Source organism: Paraburkholderia sprentiae WSM5005 (genome assembly GCF_001865575.2).
GTDB classification, from domain to species: Bacteria; Pseudomonadota; Gammaproteobacteria; order Burkholderiales; family Burkholderiaceae; genus Paraburkholderia; species Paraburkholderia sprentiae.
Genome location: NZ_CP017561.2, coordinates 2236188 through 2253166, shown reverse-complemented (window position 1 = coordinate 2253166; position 16979 = coordinate 2236188). Strand labels below are relative to the sequence as shown.

Sequence of the window (16979 nt, the reverse complement as noted above, 5' to 3'; positions counted from 1 at the left end):
CCGGTTTCGATTCATTCACCACCAATGGAGTCATCCCATGAAGAAGATTGCAATCACCACGATCGCGTTGTTGATGCTGGCAAGCGGCGGCGCGGCATTCGCGCAGGCAAGCGGCGCAATGTCCAACGATGCGATGTCGAAGAATGCGATGTCCAAAGATTCGATGGACAAGGACCACATGTCGAAGGACGGCATGAAAAAGGACGCGATGAAACACGGCGCGATGAAAAAGGACGGCGGCGGGATGGGCATGAAACATGAGGCGTCGGGCGCGATGGGTAACTGAGTCCGCGGCCAGCTTGCCTGGCCATCGCGCCGATGCGCGGCCGCGCATCGCAGGGATGCGGAATTGAATGCGAGCCGGGGACGCGTCCCCGGCTTTTCTATTGCGGGAACGCCAAAAGTTACGATTCAGTCGCGCGGCGTTCTCGGCGCTTACTGCATAATGCGGTGCGCGCCGCGGCTTCGCCAGCCTTGCCGCCGCGCATCGCGGCCGCGTGGCGTCGTGTCGTTTTGACCGATGCTGCCGCCACGGCCGTTTCTGGCGCTTCCGGCGCTGTCCTTCGTCTTACCGTTCCACCGACATGTCCGCCAGCCTCGCCCATCCAACCGCATCGCCGATGCGGCGCCCGCCATTCCGCCCCACAGGTATCGACGCAGGCTCGGCGCCTCGCGGGCATCGAGCGCATCGCGCGGGTCGAGTGGCGACGGCGGGCTGAGCGCATGTCGTCGCAACGCTCGGTGTTTTCTTCGCGTGGCTGGCCGCTGCATTTGCCGCAGTCGCGCAACGGGCAGGTCGCGCTCGCGCTTGCCGTCGTTTATCTGGTGTGGGGTTCGACCTATCTCGGGGTGCACGTCGCGCTCGGCTCGTTTCCGCCGCTGCTGATGTCGGGCTTGCGCAATCTGTTCGCCGGCATCGGTCTATTCGTGTTCGCCGCGCGCCGCAAGCCGATCTGGCCCAGCCTCGCCGAAGTCCGCAATGCGGGCCTCGTCGGCACGATGCTGGTCGGTCTGTCGAGCGGCATGCTCGCGTACGGCATGCGCACGGTCGGCACCGGCACGGCGGCCGTGATGGTCGCGACCGTGCCGCTGTTCGCGACGGTGATCGCGGCCGTCGCCGGACGCAAGATCGGCCGCGGCGAATGGTTCGCGGTCGGGCTCGGCCTCGCCGGTATCGTGATTCTGAGTCATGGCGACAGCACGCCGGGCTCGGCGGGCGGCAGTCTCGCGATTCTATGCGGCGCGCTGTTCTGGGCCGGCGGCGCGCATCTGGCCGGGCAGCTGAAGCTGCCGTCGGATCTGTTCGTGTCGACCGCGCTGCAGATCGGCCTGGGCGGCGCGATGTCGACGCTGGTCGCGTGGGTGTCGGGCGAGCGGATGCTCGAGCTGCATGTCCTGCCGCTCGTCGCGTTTCTGTATCTGATGCTGATCGGCACGATGGCCGCGTACGTCGCGTACGGTTTTCTGATTCGCCACACGAGCCCGATCATCGCGAGCAGCTGCATGTACGTGAATCCGGTCGTCGCGGTCGCGCTGGGGGCGCTGCTGCTCGGCGAGCCGGTCACGCGCTCGACTGTGATCGCGACGATCGTGATTCTGGTGAGCGTCGGCTTGTCCTTCTGGTTCGATTACCGGGGCCGTGACGGGTAAGACATGCAGGCGCCGTGTAAGCGGGGAGCAGCACGCACGATAGATCGCGCGCGGCAGCGGAGCTGCCGACGAAAAACTCTAAATCGCCGCAATCCGTTGATCCGCAAGACATTCGTCAGTTGTCACACGCCAATTTTAGGGCCACGGCACAGCCATTGCTGATTGCGGGCGTCCATCGACACGGACGCGCCAACCGACAAAACCGGCGCGCCGTGCTGCACGGATGGGAGGAGGGCGACCGCGAGGTTCCCCGTGGTCGCCCGCGTATCAATGGGCGATGAGCGTCAAGCCCGACATCGAGACAGGTGAACACAATGAAAATGATCCGAACCATGATGGCGGTCGTTGCGGCCGCGGCGGTCCTGAGCGCATGCGGCGGCGGCGGTGGCAGCGATGCAGGCAAGGAGCTTGGGTTGACCAATCCCGAGATCCACTTCGTTCACGCGATTCCGGGCGGACCGGCGGTCGACTTCCTCGTCAACGGCAACGCGCCTTCCGGGCAAACCAACATCCCGTACAAAGGCGTGACCAACCTCACCAATATCGACACGGGATCGACGACGGTCGCGTACGCCCCGACCGGCACGAAAACCGCGCTCGCGAGCGGCAACTTCCCCGATGTCGCGAAGGGCCACGAATACACGGTGCTGGCGTTGCCCGGTCTGTCCGCGCCGGATATTGGCCTGATCGACGATCCGTTCGACAAGGGGCTGCTGTCCGGGAGCGCGCGCGTGCGCGGCTTCAACGCGTCGGCGAACGCGCCGGACCTCGACCTTTACCTCGTCCAGGCAAGCGCCACCAGCATCACGAACGTGTCGCCAACGATCGCCGGCGTGTCGTTCAAGAACGCGGTGCCGGCGAGCGGACAGGATTCGATCTATGTCTCGGGCGGCCAGTACGTGCTGATCGCGACCGTGGCGGGCAGCAAGACGCCGATCTTCCAGTCCAACTCGTTCTCGCTCGCGAATAACGCCGACTGGCTGATCACGTCGGTGCCGATCGCGGGTACGTTGAGCCAGCTGGTGCCGGGGCAGATTCATCTGCTGATCGTACAGAACGGCAACACGAGCACGCCGAGCGTCGAGCTATCGAATACTTTGACCGGGCAATGACGCGGGCCGCCGATCGCCGGACGAGCCTCGCACAGTCAATCAAGGACTCCGGAAGATCGGCAATGGGAGGACGGCACGGCGATCCGCGGGAGTGGATCGCCGTTCTGTTTAACGGCGTTGCGAAAGCGCGTCGCGCCGAAAGCCGGCAAGCAAAACATTCACGAAAAAAAACCCGCCGCGGCATCCCGCGACGGGCTCTCCAAAGCCTGTTGCCATGTGCCGGCTTATTTCGCCTTATCCGCCTCGTTCGTGATGGCGTGGCCACCCTTCGAAATATCTTGGCCGGCGCCCGCCATCGTGTTGCAACCCGTGACAAGCATGGCGGTTCCTGCGAGCACAAGCAAAGCGATCAGTCGAGTCATGAAAATTCTCCTTGTCGAGAATGCATCGGTTGATGTCGTCCGACCGGGGCCATGCCAGTCGATGAGGTTTCGATCCGGTTTCGAACCGGCCTGATTGCATGGTAAAAAAAGGGCGGGGGCAGTGCTGTCGGCCGTGCCGCGATTTTGTTGTAGGCGTGCTCCGGTGTTTGCGTCGGCGCACTCCTACACTGGCTTTGCGGCACTGCGCGGAGAACCTGTCAGACGGGGCTTCGCGACTAAGTGGACGGTGTGGCCGGCGCCGCCGGCAGATCGTCCGACGGCGTCGCGGTGCTCGCGCTCGGCATCACGACGTCGACCTCGGTGCCGTTTAGCGCGCCGCGGCGGATGTCGAAGCGCCCGCCATGGGCGGCGACGCGCTGGCGCATGCCGAGCAGGCCGTGCGTATGCGTGCGCTTCAAATCGGCCGGCATGATGCCGACACCGTTGTCCGCGATATGCAGCGCGACCTCGCCGTCGCCGAGCTGCAGTGCGATTCCGACCTTCGAGGCCCGCGCGTACTTCGCGGCGTTCGTCAGCGACTCCTGCGCAACCCGAAAGAGCGCGATCTCGGTCTGCTCGTCGAGCTGGATATCGTCGGCGGGCAGGTGCAGCTCGAGCGTCCAGTTGTTGCGCTGCGCGGCTTCGTCGGCGAGCGTGCGCAGCGCGGTGACGAGCCCGAAATTGGCGAGCACGGTCGGCCGCATGTCCTCGATGATGCGCCGCTTCAACGCGATACCCTGATCGAGGTTGGCGAGCGTGCGCTGCAGCTTGTCGGCGATGTCCGGCTCGCTGTCCTTCAGCTTGCGGCGTGCCCACGCCACGTCCATCCTGCATGCGGTCAAAATCGCGCCGAGTTCGTCGTGCAACTCGCGCGCGAGCTGCGTTTTTTCGTTTTCGCTGACCGCCTGCAGATGCCAGCCGAGCGCTTCGAGCTGTCGCGTGCGCTCGTTGACGAGTTGGTCGAGCTCCTCCTGCTGCGTGATCAATTGACGCTGCGCGCGCGCCTGCCGGTCGATCTGGATGCCCAGATTGCGAAACAGCAGAATGAACAGCACGATGTTCAGCGCCGACAGACCCGCCGCGCACAGCGTCGACAACCGCTGATCGGCGCGGCTCGCGGCCAGCGCGTGTTGCGCGCGACGCTCCTCGTTGTCGCGCAACAGCGTGAGCGTGCTGTCGATCAGCGACGCGTCCGCCGGATCGACGTCGCTCGGGGGCCCGCATGCGCGCAGGTCGAGCGGATGCGGCGCGGCGCGCTGCATCGCGGCGGCGCCCGCGCCGATGCGCGCGTCGATCAGCGCGAGGATCTGTGTGAAGCTCGCCAGCTCCGCGCTGTCCGCGCGGCCGCCGCGATAGAAGTGGTCCAACTGCTGCGTGGTGTCGCGAACGCGCGCGGCGCTCGCGCAGAAGCTGTGAGCGGACGCGTCGTCCTTCGTCAGAAGAAACTGGTTTTGTTGGGCGCTCAGGCGCGCCAGCTCACTCGCGAGCGTGCTCAGCTGCACGGTGACGTCGCGCGCTTCGAGCGCGGTTTCGTACTCGGCGGTGATGCGCTGACGCGCGGTCTCGAGAATCACGAGGCCGCCCACCGTGATCACTATCGCCACCGTCATCGCGATCGCCCAGCTGCGGTTGCGCATCCACTCGGCGAGACGCGCCGTGGCGCGCGCGCTATGGGCTTGCGGCGGGTTTTGCACATTCGACACGTTCGACTCCAGAATCGGGCATCGACGCCAGCATCGCGCGAAACCGCGCGCGTAACGTCGTCGTAATCCAATGTAAGCGGATTCTCACACGAAAAACGGCGGACGTCGGAATGCGCGCGGCGCCGCGCATGGATAGCATGGACCCGATCGTTCATTCAATGTTTCGGGAGGCAGCCATCATGTTGAAGTGGGCACTGTTCTTCGCGATCATCGCAGTGATCGCGGGTCTTCTCGGCTTTACCGGCATCGCGGCCGGCGCGGCGGCGATCGCGAAGTTCCTGTTCTTCGTCTTTGTCGTGCTGTGCGTGGTGTTCCTCGTGCTGGGCTTCGTCGTGACGAAGAAAATGATCGATTAGCGCGGCCGTCGCAATGGTGGCGGGCCGCGCCTTGTTAGCAGGCGAGCGGTTTGCTCGAGTCGATGTGAAGGCCAACAAAAGGGAGAAATGCCATGCTTCACTATGCCATCGTCTTCTTCGTGATTGCGATCATCGCGGCGGTGTTCGGCTTTACCGGCATCGCGGCGGGCGCGGCCGAAATCGCGAAGATCCTGTTCTACATCTTCCTCGTCGTGTTCGTGGTCACGCTGCTGCTGGGCGTGTTCCGAACCTAGCCGGACGGGTCTGAATGAACGCGATACATAGGCACGCAAGACGTAGGAAGTCAACAAGGCGCGCGAACGCGAGGCGTTTGCCGTCGGTCCCATCGGCGCATCTGGCGTGATTGATGCCGATGCGCGATTCCCATCCCGGATAAAGGAGAAGTTCGATGATGAAGCAATCTGGCGCCCAAGACACGGCATCGCAGTCCAGCGGCTCGTTCGTGATGGACCTGCAGAAGATCCGCGACGATGCGCGCAAGCACATATCGGACGGTCCCGTCACGTCGAGCTATGGCGCCGACCGCGACACGGTGCTCAAGCTGCTCAACGACGCGCTCGCGACCGAGCTGGTCTGCACGCTGCGCTACAAGCGGCACTACTTCATGGCGAAGGGCATCAACTCGGAAGCGGTGGCGACCGAGTTCGCCGAGCACGCGAGCGAGGAACAGGAGCATGCCGACCGCCTCGCCGAGCGCATCGTGCAACTCGGCGGCGAGCCCGATTTCGCGCCGGATCGTCTAAAGACGCGCGCGCATTCGGAATACAAGGAAGGCACCGATCTGACCGACATGATCCGCGAGAATCTGATCGCCGAGCGCATTGCGATCGATACGTATCGCGAGATCATCCGCTACCTCGGCGACAAGGACGTGACCACGCGCCGGCTGTTCGAGGAGATTCTCGCGGTCGAGGAAGAGCATGCCGACGATATGGCGGATCTGCTCTCGGGTCGGGAGTAGCAGCGCGAAGCGATAGCCCGGCGTCGGTTGGCGCGCGCGTGTGACGGCGGTATGCGCGATGGCCCTCCACGCGCATGCCGGGCCGCCGCGTCGCTCGCCAGGATCTTTGCCCGGATCATTACAATGTCGGCTTCGGAGCGACGCCAATTGCACGGACACCCAAGCGATGATTCGAGTGCTGATAGCTGACGATCATGCGATCGTTCGAGGTGGTTTCAGACAGTTCGTCGCCGACGAGCCGGACATGTGCGTCGCCGCCGAGGCCGCCACCGGCGAGGAAGCCATCAGCCTCGTGCGCGAGCAGGCATTCGACGTCGTGCTGCTCGATATCGCGATGCCGGACAAGAACGGCATCGATACGTTGCGTGTGATCAAGCAGGTGCGTCCCGGGCAGGGCGTGCTCATTCTGTCGGGCTATCCCGAGAGCCAGTACGCGATCAATCTGCTGCGCGCGGGCGCGAACGGCTATCTGAACAAGGACTGCGAGCCGGAAGAAATCGTGCGCGCGATCCGCTCGGTCGCGCGCGGGCATCGCTATCTGTCGGAGGCGGTTGCCGATACGCTTGCCGACAATCTCGACAAGCCCGCCGCTGGGCGTCCGCACGAAGCGCTGTCGGAGCGCGAATTTCAGATCTTCTGCAAGCTCGCGGCTGGCCAGTTGCCGACCGAGATCGCCGAAGAGCTGCATCTGTCTGTTAAAACGGTGAGCACGTATCGCGCGCGGGTGCTGGAAAAGATGCGTCTTGCGAACAACGCGGATCTCACGTATTACGCGATCAAGAATGGCCTGATCGAATGACGGACGATTGAGATATCCCGATGAACAGCGAATCGAACCCCGTTACCGTGCCGGCCGGCCGCGCGCCGTTGCGCGTGCTGCTGATCGAGGATTCGCCGCTGATCCGCCGCAGCCTCGTCGAGGCGATCGATGCGTCGGGCCTGCTGCGAGTGGCCGCTTATGCCGATTCGGCTGATCAGGCGATCGCGCTGCTCGGCGACGAACCGTTCGACGCGGTGATCGTCGATTTGCAGTTGAAGCAGGGTTCGGGCGTGCCGGTGCTGGCGTATTTGCAGCGCGAGGGGCTGATCGATTCGATGTTCGCGGCGGTGCTGACCAATCATGCGTTGCCCGCGTATCGAGAGCGCTGCGAGCAGTATGGCGTGCGGCATTTCTACGACAAATCGTTCGAGTTCGATCGCGTGCTCGATGCGCTGCATGAGTATGCGTTGGGGCGGGGCGGCGGGGTGTAACGACTCGAACGTAGTTGGCGTTTCTAGTCCTGTTTCCACGCTCCGCGCTTCATCGCTGCTTCGAGCATCCCAAGAGTAAGCGAACGTCCACCGAGTAATTCTCGCGCGCTCGCACTGAACGGGGACGTCAGCGCGGCCACGACGATGTCGCGCTTTCGCATGTTGGCGGATGGGACGTAGTAGCTGACGTCGAAGTCGCGCAGGTCCACCTGGAAGCGCTCAGCCCATACATGCATCACCTCGACGATTTTCGCCGGCTCCCAATCGAGATCGTGATATAGATCCATGTCGCGGGTCAGCTTGTCGTCAAGCGGCAAGGCAGCGGGGGCGCGGGTTGCCCGGATGAACCGCTCGAGGTCGAGCCACACATCCTTCATTACAGACCATCCTCCGGTTTCAAAACCAAGCCTGGCGGTGGCAAATCACACGCGTGTCGGTGTCCAGTTCTGGTCAGCCTCTCTTCAATGCCCAGCCCGCGCCGGGAGCCGCAAATGATTCCACGCACCGAGCCCGGCAAACACGATCCCCGCGACACTGACGCCGATCCACCCGAACACCGGCCAGACGATCGCGCCGACACCCGAGCCAAGCGCCCCGCCGATGAAATACGCGACCATGTAGACGGTGTTCACCCGGCTGCGCGCGTCGGGCTTCAATGCATAGATGCGCGACTGGTTCGAAATTTGCGCGGCTTGCACGCCAATGTCGAGAATGATCACGCCGACCACGAGTCCCGCGATGCTTTTGGCCGACGCGCCGAAAATCACGAACGCGATCACGACCAGCACGAGCGACACGCTGATGATCGCGCGCGGCCCACGCCGGTCGGCGAACTTGCCGGCAAGCGGCGCGGCCAGCGCGCCGGCCGCGCCGACGATGCCGAACAGCCCCGCCGCCTGCGGCCCGAGATGAAACGGCGCACCCGCTAGCAGCAGCGCAAGCACCGACCAGAAGATGCTGAACGCCGCGAACAGCGCCGCACCGGTCAGCGATGCCTCGCGCAGCGCGCGATGCTCGATCACCAGATGCCACATCGACACCAGCAGCTTGCCGTACGGCAGCGTCGAGGTCGGCTGGCTCTTCGGCAAACGCACCATGATGACGAGCGCGAGCGCGAGCAGCGCGACGACCGAGGCGGCAAAGACCGCGCGCCAGCCGAAGTATTCGGCGACGACGCCCGCCGCGGTCCGCGCGAGCAAAATGCCGAGCAGCAGGCCGCTCATCACGGTGCCGACCGCGTGGCCGCGCTCGGAGGGCGGTGCGAGTTCGGCCGCGAACGGCACGGCCTGTTGCGCGATCGTCGCGAGCACGCCGATCGCGAGACTCGCGACGATCAGCACCGCGAGCGTCGGCGCCGACGCCGCGATGACGAGCGCGACGCACATCCCGGCGATCTGCAGCAGGATCAGCAGGCGCCGGTCGAAGCGATCGCCGAGCGGCGCGAGCAGCAGCATGCCGGCCGCGTAGCCGAGCTGCGTGACGGCCGGCACCGCGCCGACCCATGACGCGCTGCCCGGAAACGACTGGCGGAAGTTGTCGAGCAGCGGCTGGTTGTAATAGATGTTCGCGACCGAGATACCCGCGATCGTCGCGAGCAGCAGCAACAGGCCGCGCAACGACGGGGTGGAGGAAGCGGAAGTGGAGGCGTCGGAAGTGGACATGACAGAGGCGGATCGACGGACCGGCCCATGCGCGGTCCCCAAGCGTGCCGATCATACCGGAGCGACGGGGTTCCTGCTGCCGGCTGCGACGGCCGGCAGCGGCCCGCGCGTCAGTCGATCAATGCGCCAGCGTCGTAGAACGGATACGGGCCGTCGGCCGCGTCGACATACGCATGATGCGTGACCATGCCGGTCGCCGGATCGTAGTAGTGCAGCGCGTAGGCGGGCGGCTCCATCACGAACGTCGACGGTCCGTCCTCGCGAAAATCGAGCGCCACCTGGTGCGCGGGCGCTGGAATGGCGCTCGCGATCGTGCCGCCGAAGCGCACGAACATCGACCGATGCACATGCCCGCAAAGCACCCGCTCGACGTTAGGATGCCGCGCGATCAAGGCGGCGAGCTTGTCCGACGCCGCCTGATCGAGCCGGATCTCGTCCATATGCCCGATGCCGCAGGCGAACGGCGGATGATGCAGCGCGACCACCACCGGCTTGCCGCGCGCTTCGTCGAGTTGGCGCGCGAGCCACGTGAGCCGCGTGTCGCACAGCATGCCGGCGCTCGAACCGGGCACCAGCGAATCGAGCGCGATCACGCGTAGCGAGCCGACGTCGAGTGCGTACTGCACGAACTCGCCGCCGCTTAGCAGTTCTTCTCGCTCGGGAAACGCCGCGCGCAACGCGTTGCGTTCATCGTGATTGCCGACCATCAGGAAGTAGGGGACCGCGAGCGGCGCGAGCAGTGTCTTCAGGTGCGCGTACTGCTGCGCGTCGCCCTGATCGACGAGGTCGCCGGTGATCAGCACCGCGTCGGGGCGCGGCGTCAGCGCGTTGAGCGCCTCGACGCAGCGCGCGAGATAGGCGGCGGTATCGACGCGGCGATACGCGAGCACGCCGGGTCGCTTGATATGCAGGTCGCTAATTTGAGCCAGCAGCATGACAGAGGTCCTTCGGGTTGCTTCGTGTTGAGCGCCGGGATGCGGCGCCGCTTTGTCCTACGATAGCGCAATGAGTGCGTCCTGCTCGATCGAAATACCGACCGATGTGCCACGCGCAAGCTGGATACGGCCCGCGACGTCGACGACAAGCGGCTCGGGCGCGGCGCCGCCAATCGTCAGACGGGTGCGTTCGCCGAGGAAAGCGGTGCTCTCGATATGGCCGCGCAGCTGCGCGAGCGCGGGGTCGGTGAGCCGCGCGTCCTCGGGGCGAAAGAAGATTTCGTGCTGGCCGCCCGGTTTCGACGCATGCGCGGGTAAGGGCACGGCGCCCCCGGTCGTCGTCAGCATGCCGTCGCACGGCTCGCCCGCGACACGGTTGATCGTGCCGACGAACTGCGCGACCGTGCGATTCGCCGGACGATAGTAGATGTCGCGCGGCGAACCGATCTGCTCGATGCGCCCCGCGCTCATCACGACGATGCGATCGCCGAGTTCCATCGCCTCCGCCTGGTCGTGCGTCACGTAGACGGTCGTGATGCCGAGTTCGCGCAACAGCGCGTTCATCTCGCTGCGCAATGCGTCGCGCAGACGCGCGTCGAGCGCGGTCAGCGGTTCGTCGAGCAGCAGCACGCGCGGCTGCACCGCGAGCGCGCGCGCGAGCGCCACACGCTGACGCTGTCCGCCGGACAGTTGATCGATCGGTTTGTCGGCATGCGCGGTGAGCCGCATCATGCCGAGCAGTTCGTCGACGCGTTCGCGTGCGGCTGCGGCCGGCACGCGTCTGATCTTCAGACCGTAGCCGATGTTGCCGCGCACCGTCAGGTTCGGAAACAGCGCGTAGCTCTGGAATACCATGCCGACCGCGCGTTTTTCGATCGGCAGCGTGGTCACGTCGTCGTCGCCGAACGCGATGCGGCCGCCCGCGTCGGGGGTTTCGAGACCCGCGATCAGGCGCAGTGTCGTCGTCTTGCCGCAGCCCGACGGTCCGAGCAGCACGAGGGTTTCGCCCGCGCCGATCGACAGGTCGAGCGATTCGAGCACACGCGTGCCGCGAAACGTCTTGGCGCACTGCGTGAGCGTGATGGGAACCGATGTCAGTTTCATGGCGTGTCGATGCGCTTCGGGGAAGAGGTGGCGCCGCGCTTCTTCGACGCGTTGCGCTGGCCGGTCGCATCGACGCCGAGCCATTGCATCGCGACGAGCAGCGGCATCGTCATGATGAAGAACAGGATCGTGTACGCGCTGCCGATCTCGATGCGCATCGATGCGTAGGTATCGGCGAGGCCGACCGGCAGCGTCTTCGTATCGGGCGTGTGCAGCATCCACGTGAGGTTGAATTCGCCGATCGATAGTGTGAGCACCGCGAGCGCGCCCGCGACGATGCCGGGCCGTGCGTTCGGCAGCACGATCGTGACGAAGCGCGTGAAGAAGCTGGCGCCGAGGCTGGCCGCGCCTTCTTCGAGCGTGCGCAGATCGCTGCTTGCGCAGACCGCCGCGACCGCGCGCACCATGAACGGCAGCGTAAACACCACATGCCCGACGACGATGAACGCGGCGCTCATGCGAAACGCCGTGAAGCCGCCGTAGACCACCAGCAGCGCGAGCGCCGATGCGAGGCCTGGCAGCGCGATCGGCAACACCAGAAACTCCTCGACGACGCGTGCGAAGCGCGTCTTGCTGCGCGCGAGCACATAGCCCGCGGGCACGCCGGTCAGCAGCGTGACGACGAGGGTCGCCGCGGCCACTTCGAGCGACAGCCACACCGAGTCGTGATATTGGGTCCACACCTGAACGAGCCAGCGCAGCGTCAGTCCGCTCGACACGCCCTTGAAGTAGTTGACCGTCAGCCCCGCGACGATCGACATGACGACCGGCACGATCAGGAATGCGCACAACAGCAGTGTGACGAACCACTGACCCGCGGCGAGCCAGCTTCGCGCGGCAGGCCACGCGCGTCGCGCGCGCGGTCCCGCTGCCGGCTGCGACAGTGAGGAGGGTGAGGAAGGTGAAGGGGCCGTGACTGAGTTCATGGATAGATCGTGATGCGGTTGACTGACGCCGGGTTCCGGCGACGCGCCGTTCATGCGCTCGCCGCCACGCCCGCACCGCTCACGCTGCGCGCGATCGCGAGCACCGCCCACGTGACGATGCCCAGCACGATCGACAGGCCCGCGGCCGTCATCATGTTCGCGTTCAGCGTGAACTCGGTATAGATGGTCATCGGCAGCACGTCGATGTCGGTGGCGAGCGTAAACGCCGTGCCGAAGGCACCCATCGCGGTCGCGAAGCACACGGCGCCCGCCGCGATCAGTCCGGGCGACAAAGCCGGTAGCACGATGTCGCGCGTGATGCGCCACGGCGATGCGCCGAGGGAGCGCGCGGCCTCTTCGAGCGATTGATCGAGCTTGCTCGCCGACGCCATCACGTTGACGATCACGCGCGGAATCGAGAAATACAGGTAGCCCAGAAACAGACCGCTCATCGAATACGCGAACACCCAGCGGTCGCCCGCGAGTTTCAGCGACAGCGCGCCGATCAGCCCCTGACGACCCGCGAGCATGATGACCATGAAGCCCACGACGACGCCCGGAAACGCGAGCGGAAACGTCAGCAGCGCGAGCAGCGCGCGCTTGCCGGCGAACTCGCGTCGCGCGAGCAGCAGCCCCGCGATCACCGACAGCACCAGCGTGGCCGCCGTGACCGCCGCCGACAGCACGACGGTCGCGCCGAGGCTCGACATGTAGCGCGCATTCGTCAGCATCGCGCGATAGGTCGCGAACGCGCGGCCGCCGCCGGAGAGCTGCGCGAGCGCGCCCATCGGCAGCAGCCAGAATGCGATGAACACCGCGAGCGCGGGCGCGAGCAACGCGATGCGCCAGCGCAGCGGGAACGTGACGTCGTTCAATGCATCACCTGCAAATAGCGTTCGCCGAAGCTCGACTGCTGGCCGGCCATCTTCGCGAAGTCGACCGGCTTTGCGCGTGCGTATTCGCTCGCGGGCAGGAACTGCGCGGCGGTCTCGGCGCTCATCGCGCTTGCGCGCACCGGCCGCAGATACGCCTGTGCCCACAGCTTCTGGCCTGCGTCGGACAGCACGAAATCGAGCACCTTCTTGCCGTTTGCTTCGTGCGGCGCGCCCTTCACGAGGCTCATCACGTACGGCACCGAAATCGTGCCTTCCTGCGGAATCACGAACTCGACGTTCGCGTGATCCTTGTACTTCGCGCGATACGCGTCGAAGTCGTAGTCGAGCAGGATCGGGATTTCGCCGGACAGCACGCGCGCGTACGCCGTCTGCTTCGGCACGATCGGCGCGTTCGCCTTGAGCTTTCTGAACCAGTCGAGGCCCGGCTCGAAGTTATCGAGCGTGCCGCCGAGCGCCTGGTTGACCGCGACCGCGCCCGCATAGCCGACGAACGCGCTCGACGGATCGAGGTAGCCGATCATGCCTTTGTATTCGGGCTTCAGCAGGTCGGCCCACGAGCGCGGCACCGGCTTGCCTTCGAGCGCGTCCTTGTTGACGAAGAAGCCGAGCGTGCCCGAGTGGATCGTGAACCAGTAGCCTTGCGGGTCTTTCAGGCCGGCGGGAATGTCGTCCCAATGCGCGGGCTTGTACGGCTGAATCAGGCCCTTGTCCTTCGCCTGGAAGGCCGACGACACGCCGAGATATACGACGTCTGCAACCGGGCTTTTCTGCTCGGCCATCAGCTGTGCGATCGATTGTCCCGAGTTCTTGTTGTCGAACGGCACGCGAATGCCGGTCTTTTGCTGGATCGCCTTGATCTGGCTCGCCCAGTCGGCCCATTCGGGCGGGCAGTTGTAGCAGATCGCGGTTTCGTCGGCGCGCGCGGCTTGCGGCGCGAGCGCGACGAGCGCCGCGCCGGCGACGACGAGGCTCGCCGGCAATGCGGTTGCAGCGGCGTGCGAGAGTTTTTGCCAGAGCGGTTTGAGCGAGGATGCGAACCGTGAGGATGAGCGGGTCACTGCGGGTCTCCTGGGTCGGATGGTTGCGCGAGTTGGTGATGACGGTTGGGCGCGCGTATCGGCGTGCCTTGATTTGGCTTCTTATGCGAACGGCTTTTCCGTGCTTGCCGCGGCGCTCACCACGCGGCTTGGCGACACTGCGTCGAGGTGCGCGTGCGCCGCGAGCGCCGCGATCGTCGCGCCTTCGCGCACGCTGTGCGGCAACGTCAACGTGAGCGAGCTTGCGGAGAACGCGCGCTCGTCGCGTGCGCCGTCGATCCGTGCGAGCAGCCGCTGCCACGCCGCGCAGCCGATCTCGCGATTCGGCGCGCAGATGCTCGCGAGCGCTGGCGACAACAGTTCGCCCATCGCTAGGCCGTCGAAGCCGAGAATCGACATGTCCTGCGGAATCCTCAGACGCGCGCGACGCAGGCCGCGCATCACGACCATCGCGAGCAGGTCGTTGCTGCAGAAGAGGGCGGTCGGACGGTTTGCACCGTGCGTCAGGTGCGCGAGCACGGACGGCGCGAGTTCTTCGGCGTTGAAATCGACTTCGAGCGCGGGCGCGGCCGTGAGGCCGGCCTGCTGCATCGCCTGCGTGTAGCCGAGATGCCGCTGACGCGCGCGATCGGACGCGGCGAACGAGCCGGCCAGCATCAGGATGCGGCGATGGCCGTGCGCGATGAGCCGGCGCACGCCGTCGTAGGCGGCGAGGCGATTGTCGACCGACACCGACGGGCGGCGCACCGTGTCGTTGTGCATCAGCACGTACAGCGGGCCGTTGCGGTCGAGTTCGTCGAGCAGCGGATGCGTGTCGGCATCGGCGACTGTCAGGATCAGCCCTTCGACGCGATGCTCGCGCAGTGTTTCGATCGCGTGACGTTCCCGATCCACGTCGTACTGCGTGGTCATCAGCATCAGCCGATAGCCTTGCGCTGACGCGAGATCGTCGATGCCTTGCAGGCATTCGGCGAACACCGGATTCGCGAGCGTCGGCAGAACGACGCCAATCAGGCGCGTGCGCTCGCCGCGCAATTGCCGGCCGAGCGGGCTCGGACGGAAGTTCAGCGCGTCGATCGACTGGCGCACCTTGTCGAGCGTGATGGGGTTCACGGTGTGCGGCGCGTTGATCGCGCGCGATACCGTGGCGATGGAAAAGCCGGCGTGGGCGGCGACATCCTTGATCGTCGGGGTCATCGGTTTTCTGGCCGCTGTAATCGTTTTCGTGAGCGGATTATCGGAAACGTTTATGACTTGGGGATGAATGCGGCGTCGGACGCTTTTTGGGCTGCCGCGACGTGATGGTAGAATTCGCGTCCACGCGCGATTGCAACCCCTGCCGGGGTGATGAAATTGGTAAACATAGCGGACTTAAAATCCGCCGCCTCACGGCTTGTCGGTTCGAGTCCGATCCCCGGCACCAAATACTGAACTGAGACAGGCTGAATGGGCGCGGATCGCGAAGTCATTCCGATCAAAGGCGGGACGGTCGCCTGACTACCTCAGCGGGACAATCTTTTGGAACAGCGCCGCCCAATGATGGAAGCGTGGGCCGTGCATGTTTGCGGCATAGAGGATTAATTCAGAAGTGCGGCCCATAACACTCGCGCTGTGCCTTACCAGCTCGCAAAAAAAAAGCCGACTCGCGAGGATCGGCTTGTGCACTCGAGCGAGGCTCTATCGATATTCATCAATCTCAACCGTGCCGCCCATGGCTTCCATCATGGTGCGAATGTCGTCGGGCACATCAGGCACGCGGTCGCCGCTCTCGTTGTCCCAATAACAGAAGAAACGCATATGCGCGCCAGTGCGCTTGAGCAATTCGGGCAGGTCTGATCGGGGCAATGCCAAGCGTTCGACCAGATAGCGAAGGTGAGGCGCAAGAATATTACTCTGAACATGCCCCTTGCTATGCACACCCCATACACCAATTCGAGCGGGGTACTTGCTAGTGCGCCCCGATGGTGTAGTGCGGAATTGTCCCCGAACACTCTGCATGTCCGGTTCAACGCCAAAGTAGTTTGTCCAGAATTCGGGCCGCTCCACGTCCTGATAGATAGTGAAAGAAGCATGTGCAAGTTGATGGGTCGTTACCATAACATTCCTTTAGGGTGCCCAACTGTGCATGTTGTCGATAATCACGCCGTTAAATTCCACGTCTCCAACGTCATGCCAGATTACGTTGTTGTCGCCGCGCAATTTGTTGTACTGCTTCATAGCGTGAAGCATGTCGCTGAACGTGTTTTGATCGTATCCAAGCATCTTGGCGGCATAGCGTGGGTTATTGGTGCTCGCGGCGAGTTCAACGACATCGCCGCTCAACGCATCAGGCACATACTCGAACGGCTGCGCGTCGCCGAGCAGCGTTGATGCGCCTCTATCGCCAGCCCTGGCTGCGCGCGCAGCGTTCAGCCGGGTTTGCCAGGTGGCCGGATCATACTGGACAGACAGCGCAGATTCGCCGTCCCGGCGATTGCCGGCCCTCGCTGCGATATTCCGCAACGGCGTGCTGCTGTACGGTGACGGAAACAGGCCATTACGCGGACCTTTAATGGCAAGCAGGGCACCCCGGCGCACCTCTTCGAGAAGAGCGACGATGACCCACCAGCCATCGGTGTCAGGGTTGCGGTCCCGTACGCGATGAAAAAACAGCCAGTGACTGCCAATGAGATTCCTGATCAGTTTCCGGTCCTTCTGCCACGCCCTGTGATTCAGTTGGGCAATGTCAAGAAATTCCCGGGTCTCCGCCTTGGCCCTCTGAAGGTCTGCGGCCTTGCCGAGGCACGCTTTATAGTGCCATTCGTCGCAGATGACATAACAGGCCCCTGGTGGCCGCTGGCAGGACAGCTCCACGGAGTGCATCTCAAATACGGACTGGGACATAGGTGTGTCGATGGTCTATCTGAAATCGCTGACGGGGTTGACAGCAGTCAGATAATTACCGTGCGACAGGCAGTCCGTACATGGGCGACCGCCCAAAATCTCCACGGCTCTCGGTGAAAGA

At 64.5% G+C, this 16979-nt stretch carries 20 protein-coding genes and 1 tRNA gene; 9 read left to right on the top strand and 12 right to left on the bottom strand.

The window, feature by feature from the left end; all coding sequences use genetic code 11:
* The first annotated feature begins 37 nt into the window (after nt 1-37).
* The 3 genes from BJG93_RS10245 to BJG93_RS10235 all read left to right on the top strand — a co-directional run bounded on the left by BJG93_RS10245 (nt 38) and on the right by BJG93_RS10235 (nt 2762).
* Nucleotides 38-286 carry a pentapeptide MXKDX repeat protein gene (locus BJG93_RS10245; RefSeq protein WP_027198179.1) on the top strand — a complete coding sequence of 83 codons (249 nt, stop codon included), beginning with the start codon at nt 38-40 and terminating at the stop codon, nt 284-286.
* A 437-nt stretch (nt 287-723) separates the two neighbouring features.
* The gene (locus BJG93_RS10240) at nt 724-1650 is read left to right on the top strand and encodes an EamA family transporter (protein WP_027198177.1); all 927 of its coding nucleotides are present in this window, start codon (nt 724-726) and stop codon (nt 1648-1650) included.
* 314 nt (nt 1651-1964) lie between these two features.
* Nucleotides 1965-2762, top strand: a complete 798-nt coding sequence (locus BJG93_RS10235; RefSeq protein ID WP_027198176.1) for a DUF4397 domain-containing protein — start codon at nt 1965-1967, stop codon at nt 2760-2762.
* Nucleotides 2763-2986: 224 nt separating this feature from the next.
* On the opposite strand, the gene BJG93_RS10230 is transcribed toward BJG93_RS10235, so the two are convergent.
* The gene (locus tag BJG93_RS10230) at nt 2987-3124 is read right to left on the bottom strand and encodes an entericidin A/B family lipoprotein (RefSeq protein ID WP_027198175.1); all 138 of its coding nucleotides are present in this window, start codon (nt 3122-3124) and stop codon (nt 2987-2989) included.
* Nucleotides 3125-3360: 236 nt separating this feature from the next.
* A complete protein-coding gene (locus tag BJG93_RS10225) occupies nt 3361-4827 on the bottom strand; it encodes a sensor histidine kinase (RefSeq protein WP_027198174.1) in 1467 nt (488 codons plus the stop codon).
* A gap of 179 nt (nt 4828-5006) precedes the next feature.
* Between BJG93_RS10225 and BJG93_RS10220 the strand changes: the two genes are divergently transcribed.
* The 5 genes from BJG93_RS10220 (at nt 5007) to BJG93_RS10200 (ending at nt 7416) form a co-directional block, all read left to right on the top strand.
* On the top strand, nt 5007-5183 hold the full coding sequence (locus tag BJG93_RS10220; protein ID WP_027198173.1) for a DUF1328 family protein: 177 nt from the start codon (nt 5007-5009) through the stop codon (nt 5181-5183).
* 92 nt (nt 5184-5275) lie between these two features.
* Nucleotides 5276-5437: a DUF1328 domain-containing protein gene (locus BJG93_RS10215; protein ID WP_006052455.1), complete on the top strand. Its 162-nt coding sequence runs from the start codon at nt 5276-5278 to the stop codon at nt 5435-5437.
* Nucleotides 5438-5592: 155 nt separating this feature from the next.
* On the top strand, nt 5593-6165 hold the full coding sequence (locus BJG93_RS10210) for a ferritin-like domain-containing protein (RefSeq protein ID WP_027198172.1): 573 nt from the start codon (nt 5593-5595) through the stop codon (nt 6163-6165).
* A gap of 166 nt (nt 6166-6331) precedes the next feature.
* A complete protein-coding gene (locus BJG93_RS10205; protein WP_027198171.1) occupies nt 6332-6964 on the top strand; it encodes a response regulator in 633 nt (210 codons plus the stop codon).
* A 20-nt stretch (nt 6965-6984) separates the two neighbouring features.
* Entirely contained in the window at nt 6985-7416 is a 432-nt protein-coding gene (locus BJG93_RS10200) for a response regulator (protein WP_027198170.1), read from the top strand.
* Between the two features lie 23 nt (nt 7417-7439).
* On the opposite strand, the gene BJG93_RS10195 is transcribed toward BJG93_RS10200, so the two are convergent.
* The 8 genes from BJG93_RS10195 to BJG93_RS10160 form a co-directional block, all read right to left on the bottom strand.
* Nucleotides 7440-7793 carry a DUF1493 family protein gene (locus tag BJG93_RS10195; protein ID WP_027198169.1) on the bottom strand — a complete coding sequence of 118 codons (354 nt, stop codon included), beginning with the start codon at nt 7791-7793 and terminating at the stop codon, nt 7440-7442.
* 84 nt (nt 7794-7877) lie between these two features.
* A complete protein-coding gene (locus tag BJG93_RS10190) occupies nt 7878-9077 on the bottom strand; it encodes an MFS transporter (RefSeq protein ID WP_027198168.1) in 1200 nt (399 codons plus the stop codon).
* Nucleotides 9078-9187: 110 nt separating this feature from the next.
* Nucleotides 9188-10012, bottom strand: a complete 825-nt coding sequence (locus tag BJG93_RS10185) for a phosphodiesterase (RefSeq protein WP_027198167.1) — start codon at nt 10010-10012, stop codon at nt 9188-9190.
* 57 nt (nt 10013-10069) lie between these two features.
* Entirely contained in the window at nt 10070-11116 is a 1047-nt protein-coding gene (locus BJG93_RS10180; protein ID WP_027198166.1) for an ABC transporter ATP-binding protein, read from the bottom strand.
* Nucleotides 11113-12042: an ABC transporter permease gene (locus tag BJG93_RS10175; RefSeq protein ID WP_034480052.1), complete on the bottom strand. Its 930-nt coding sequence runs from the start codon at nt 12040-12042 to the stop codon at nt 11113-11115. Before BJG93_RS10175 ends, BJG93_RS10180 begins: the two co-directional genes overlap by 4 nt.
* 50 nt (nt 12043-12092) lie before the next feature.
* On the bottom strand, nt 12093-12917 hold the full coding sequence (locus BJG93_RS10170) for an ABC transporter permease (RefSeq protein ID WP_027198164.1): 825 nt from the start codon (nt 12915-12917) through the stop codon (nt 12093-12095).
* Nucleotides 12914-13996 carry an ABC transporter substrate-binding protein gene (locus BJG93_RS10165; protein WP_027198163.1) on the bottom strand — a complete coding sequence of 361 codons (1083 nt, stop codon included), beginning with the start codon at nt 13994-13996 and terminating at the stop codon, nt 12914-12916. Before BJG93_RS10165 ends, BJG93_RS10170 begins: the two co-directional genes overlap by 4 nt.
* Before the next feature lie 81 nt (nt 13997-14077).
* Nucleotides 14078-15172: a LacI family DNA-binding transcriptional regulator gene (locus BJG93_RS10160; protein ID WP_027198162.1), complete on the bottom strand. Its 1095-nt coding sequence runs from the start codon at nt 15170-15172 to the stop codon at nt 14078-14080.
* Between the two features lie 141 nt (nt 15173-15313).
* On the opposite strand from BJG93_RS10160, the gene BJG93_RS10155 reads away from it, so the two are divergent.
* Nucleotides 15314-15398, top strand: a tRNA-Leu gene (locus BJG93_RS10155).
* A gap of 254 nt (nt 15399-15652) precedes the next feature.
* Here the strand turns inward: BJG93_RS10155 and BJG93_RS10150 are convergent.
* Both BJG93_RS10150 and BJG93_RS10145 read right to left on the bottom strand, forming a co-directional pair.
* The gene (locus BJG93_RS10150; protein ID WP_034479519.1) at nt 15653-16072 is read right to left on the bottom strand and encodes a DUF4279 domain-containing protein; all 420 of its coding nucleotides are present in this window, start codon (nt 16070-16072) and stop codon (nt 15653-15655) included.
* 9 nt (nt 16073-16081) lie between these two features.
* Complete coding sequence (locus tag BJG93_RS10145) at nt 16082-16858, bottom strand: hypothetical protein (RefSeq protein WP_027198161.1); 777 nt, start codon at nt 16856-16858, stop codon at nt 16082-16084.
* Between the last annotated feature and the right edge of the window lie 121 nt (nt 16859-16979).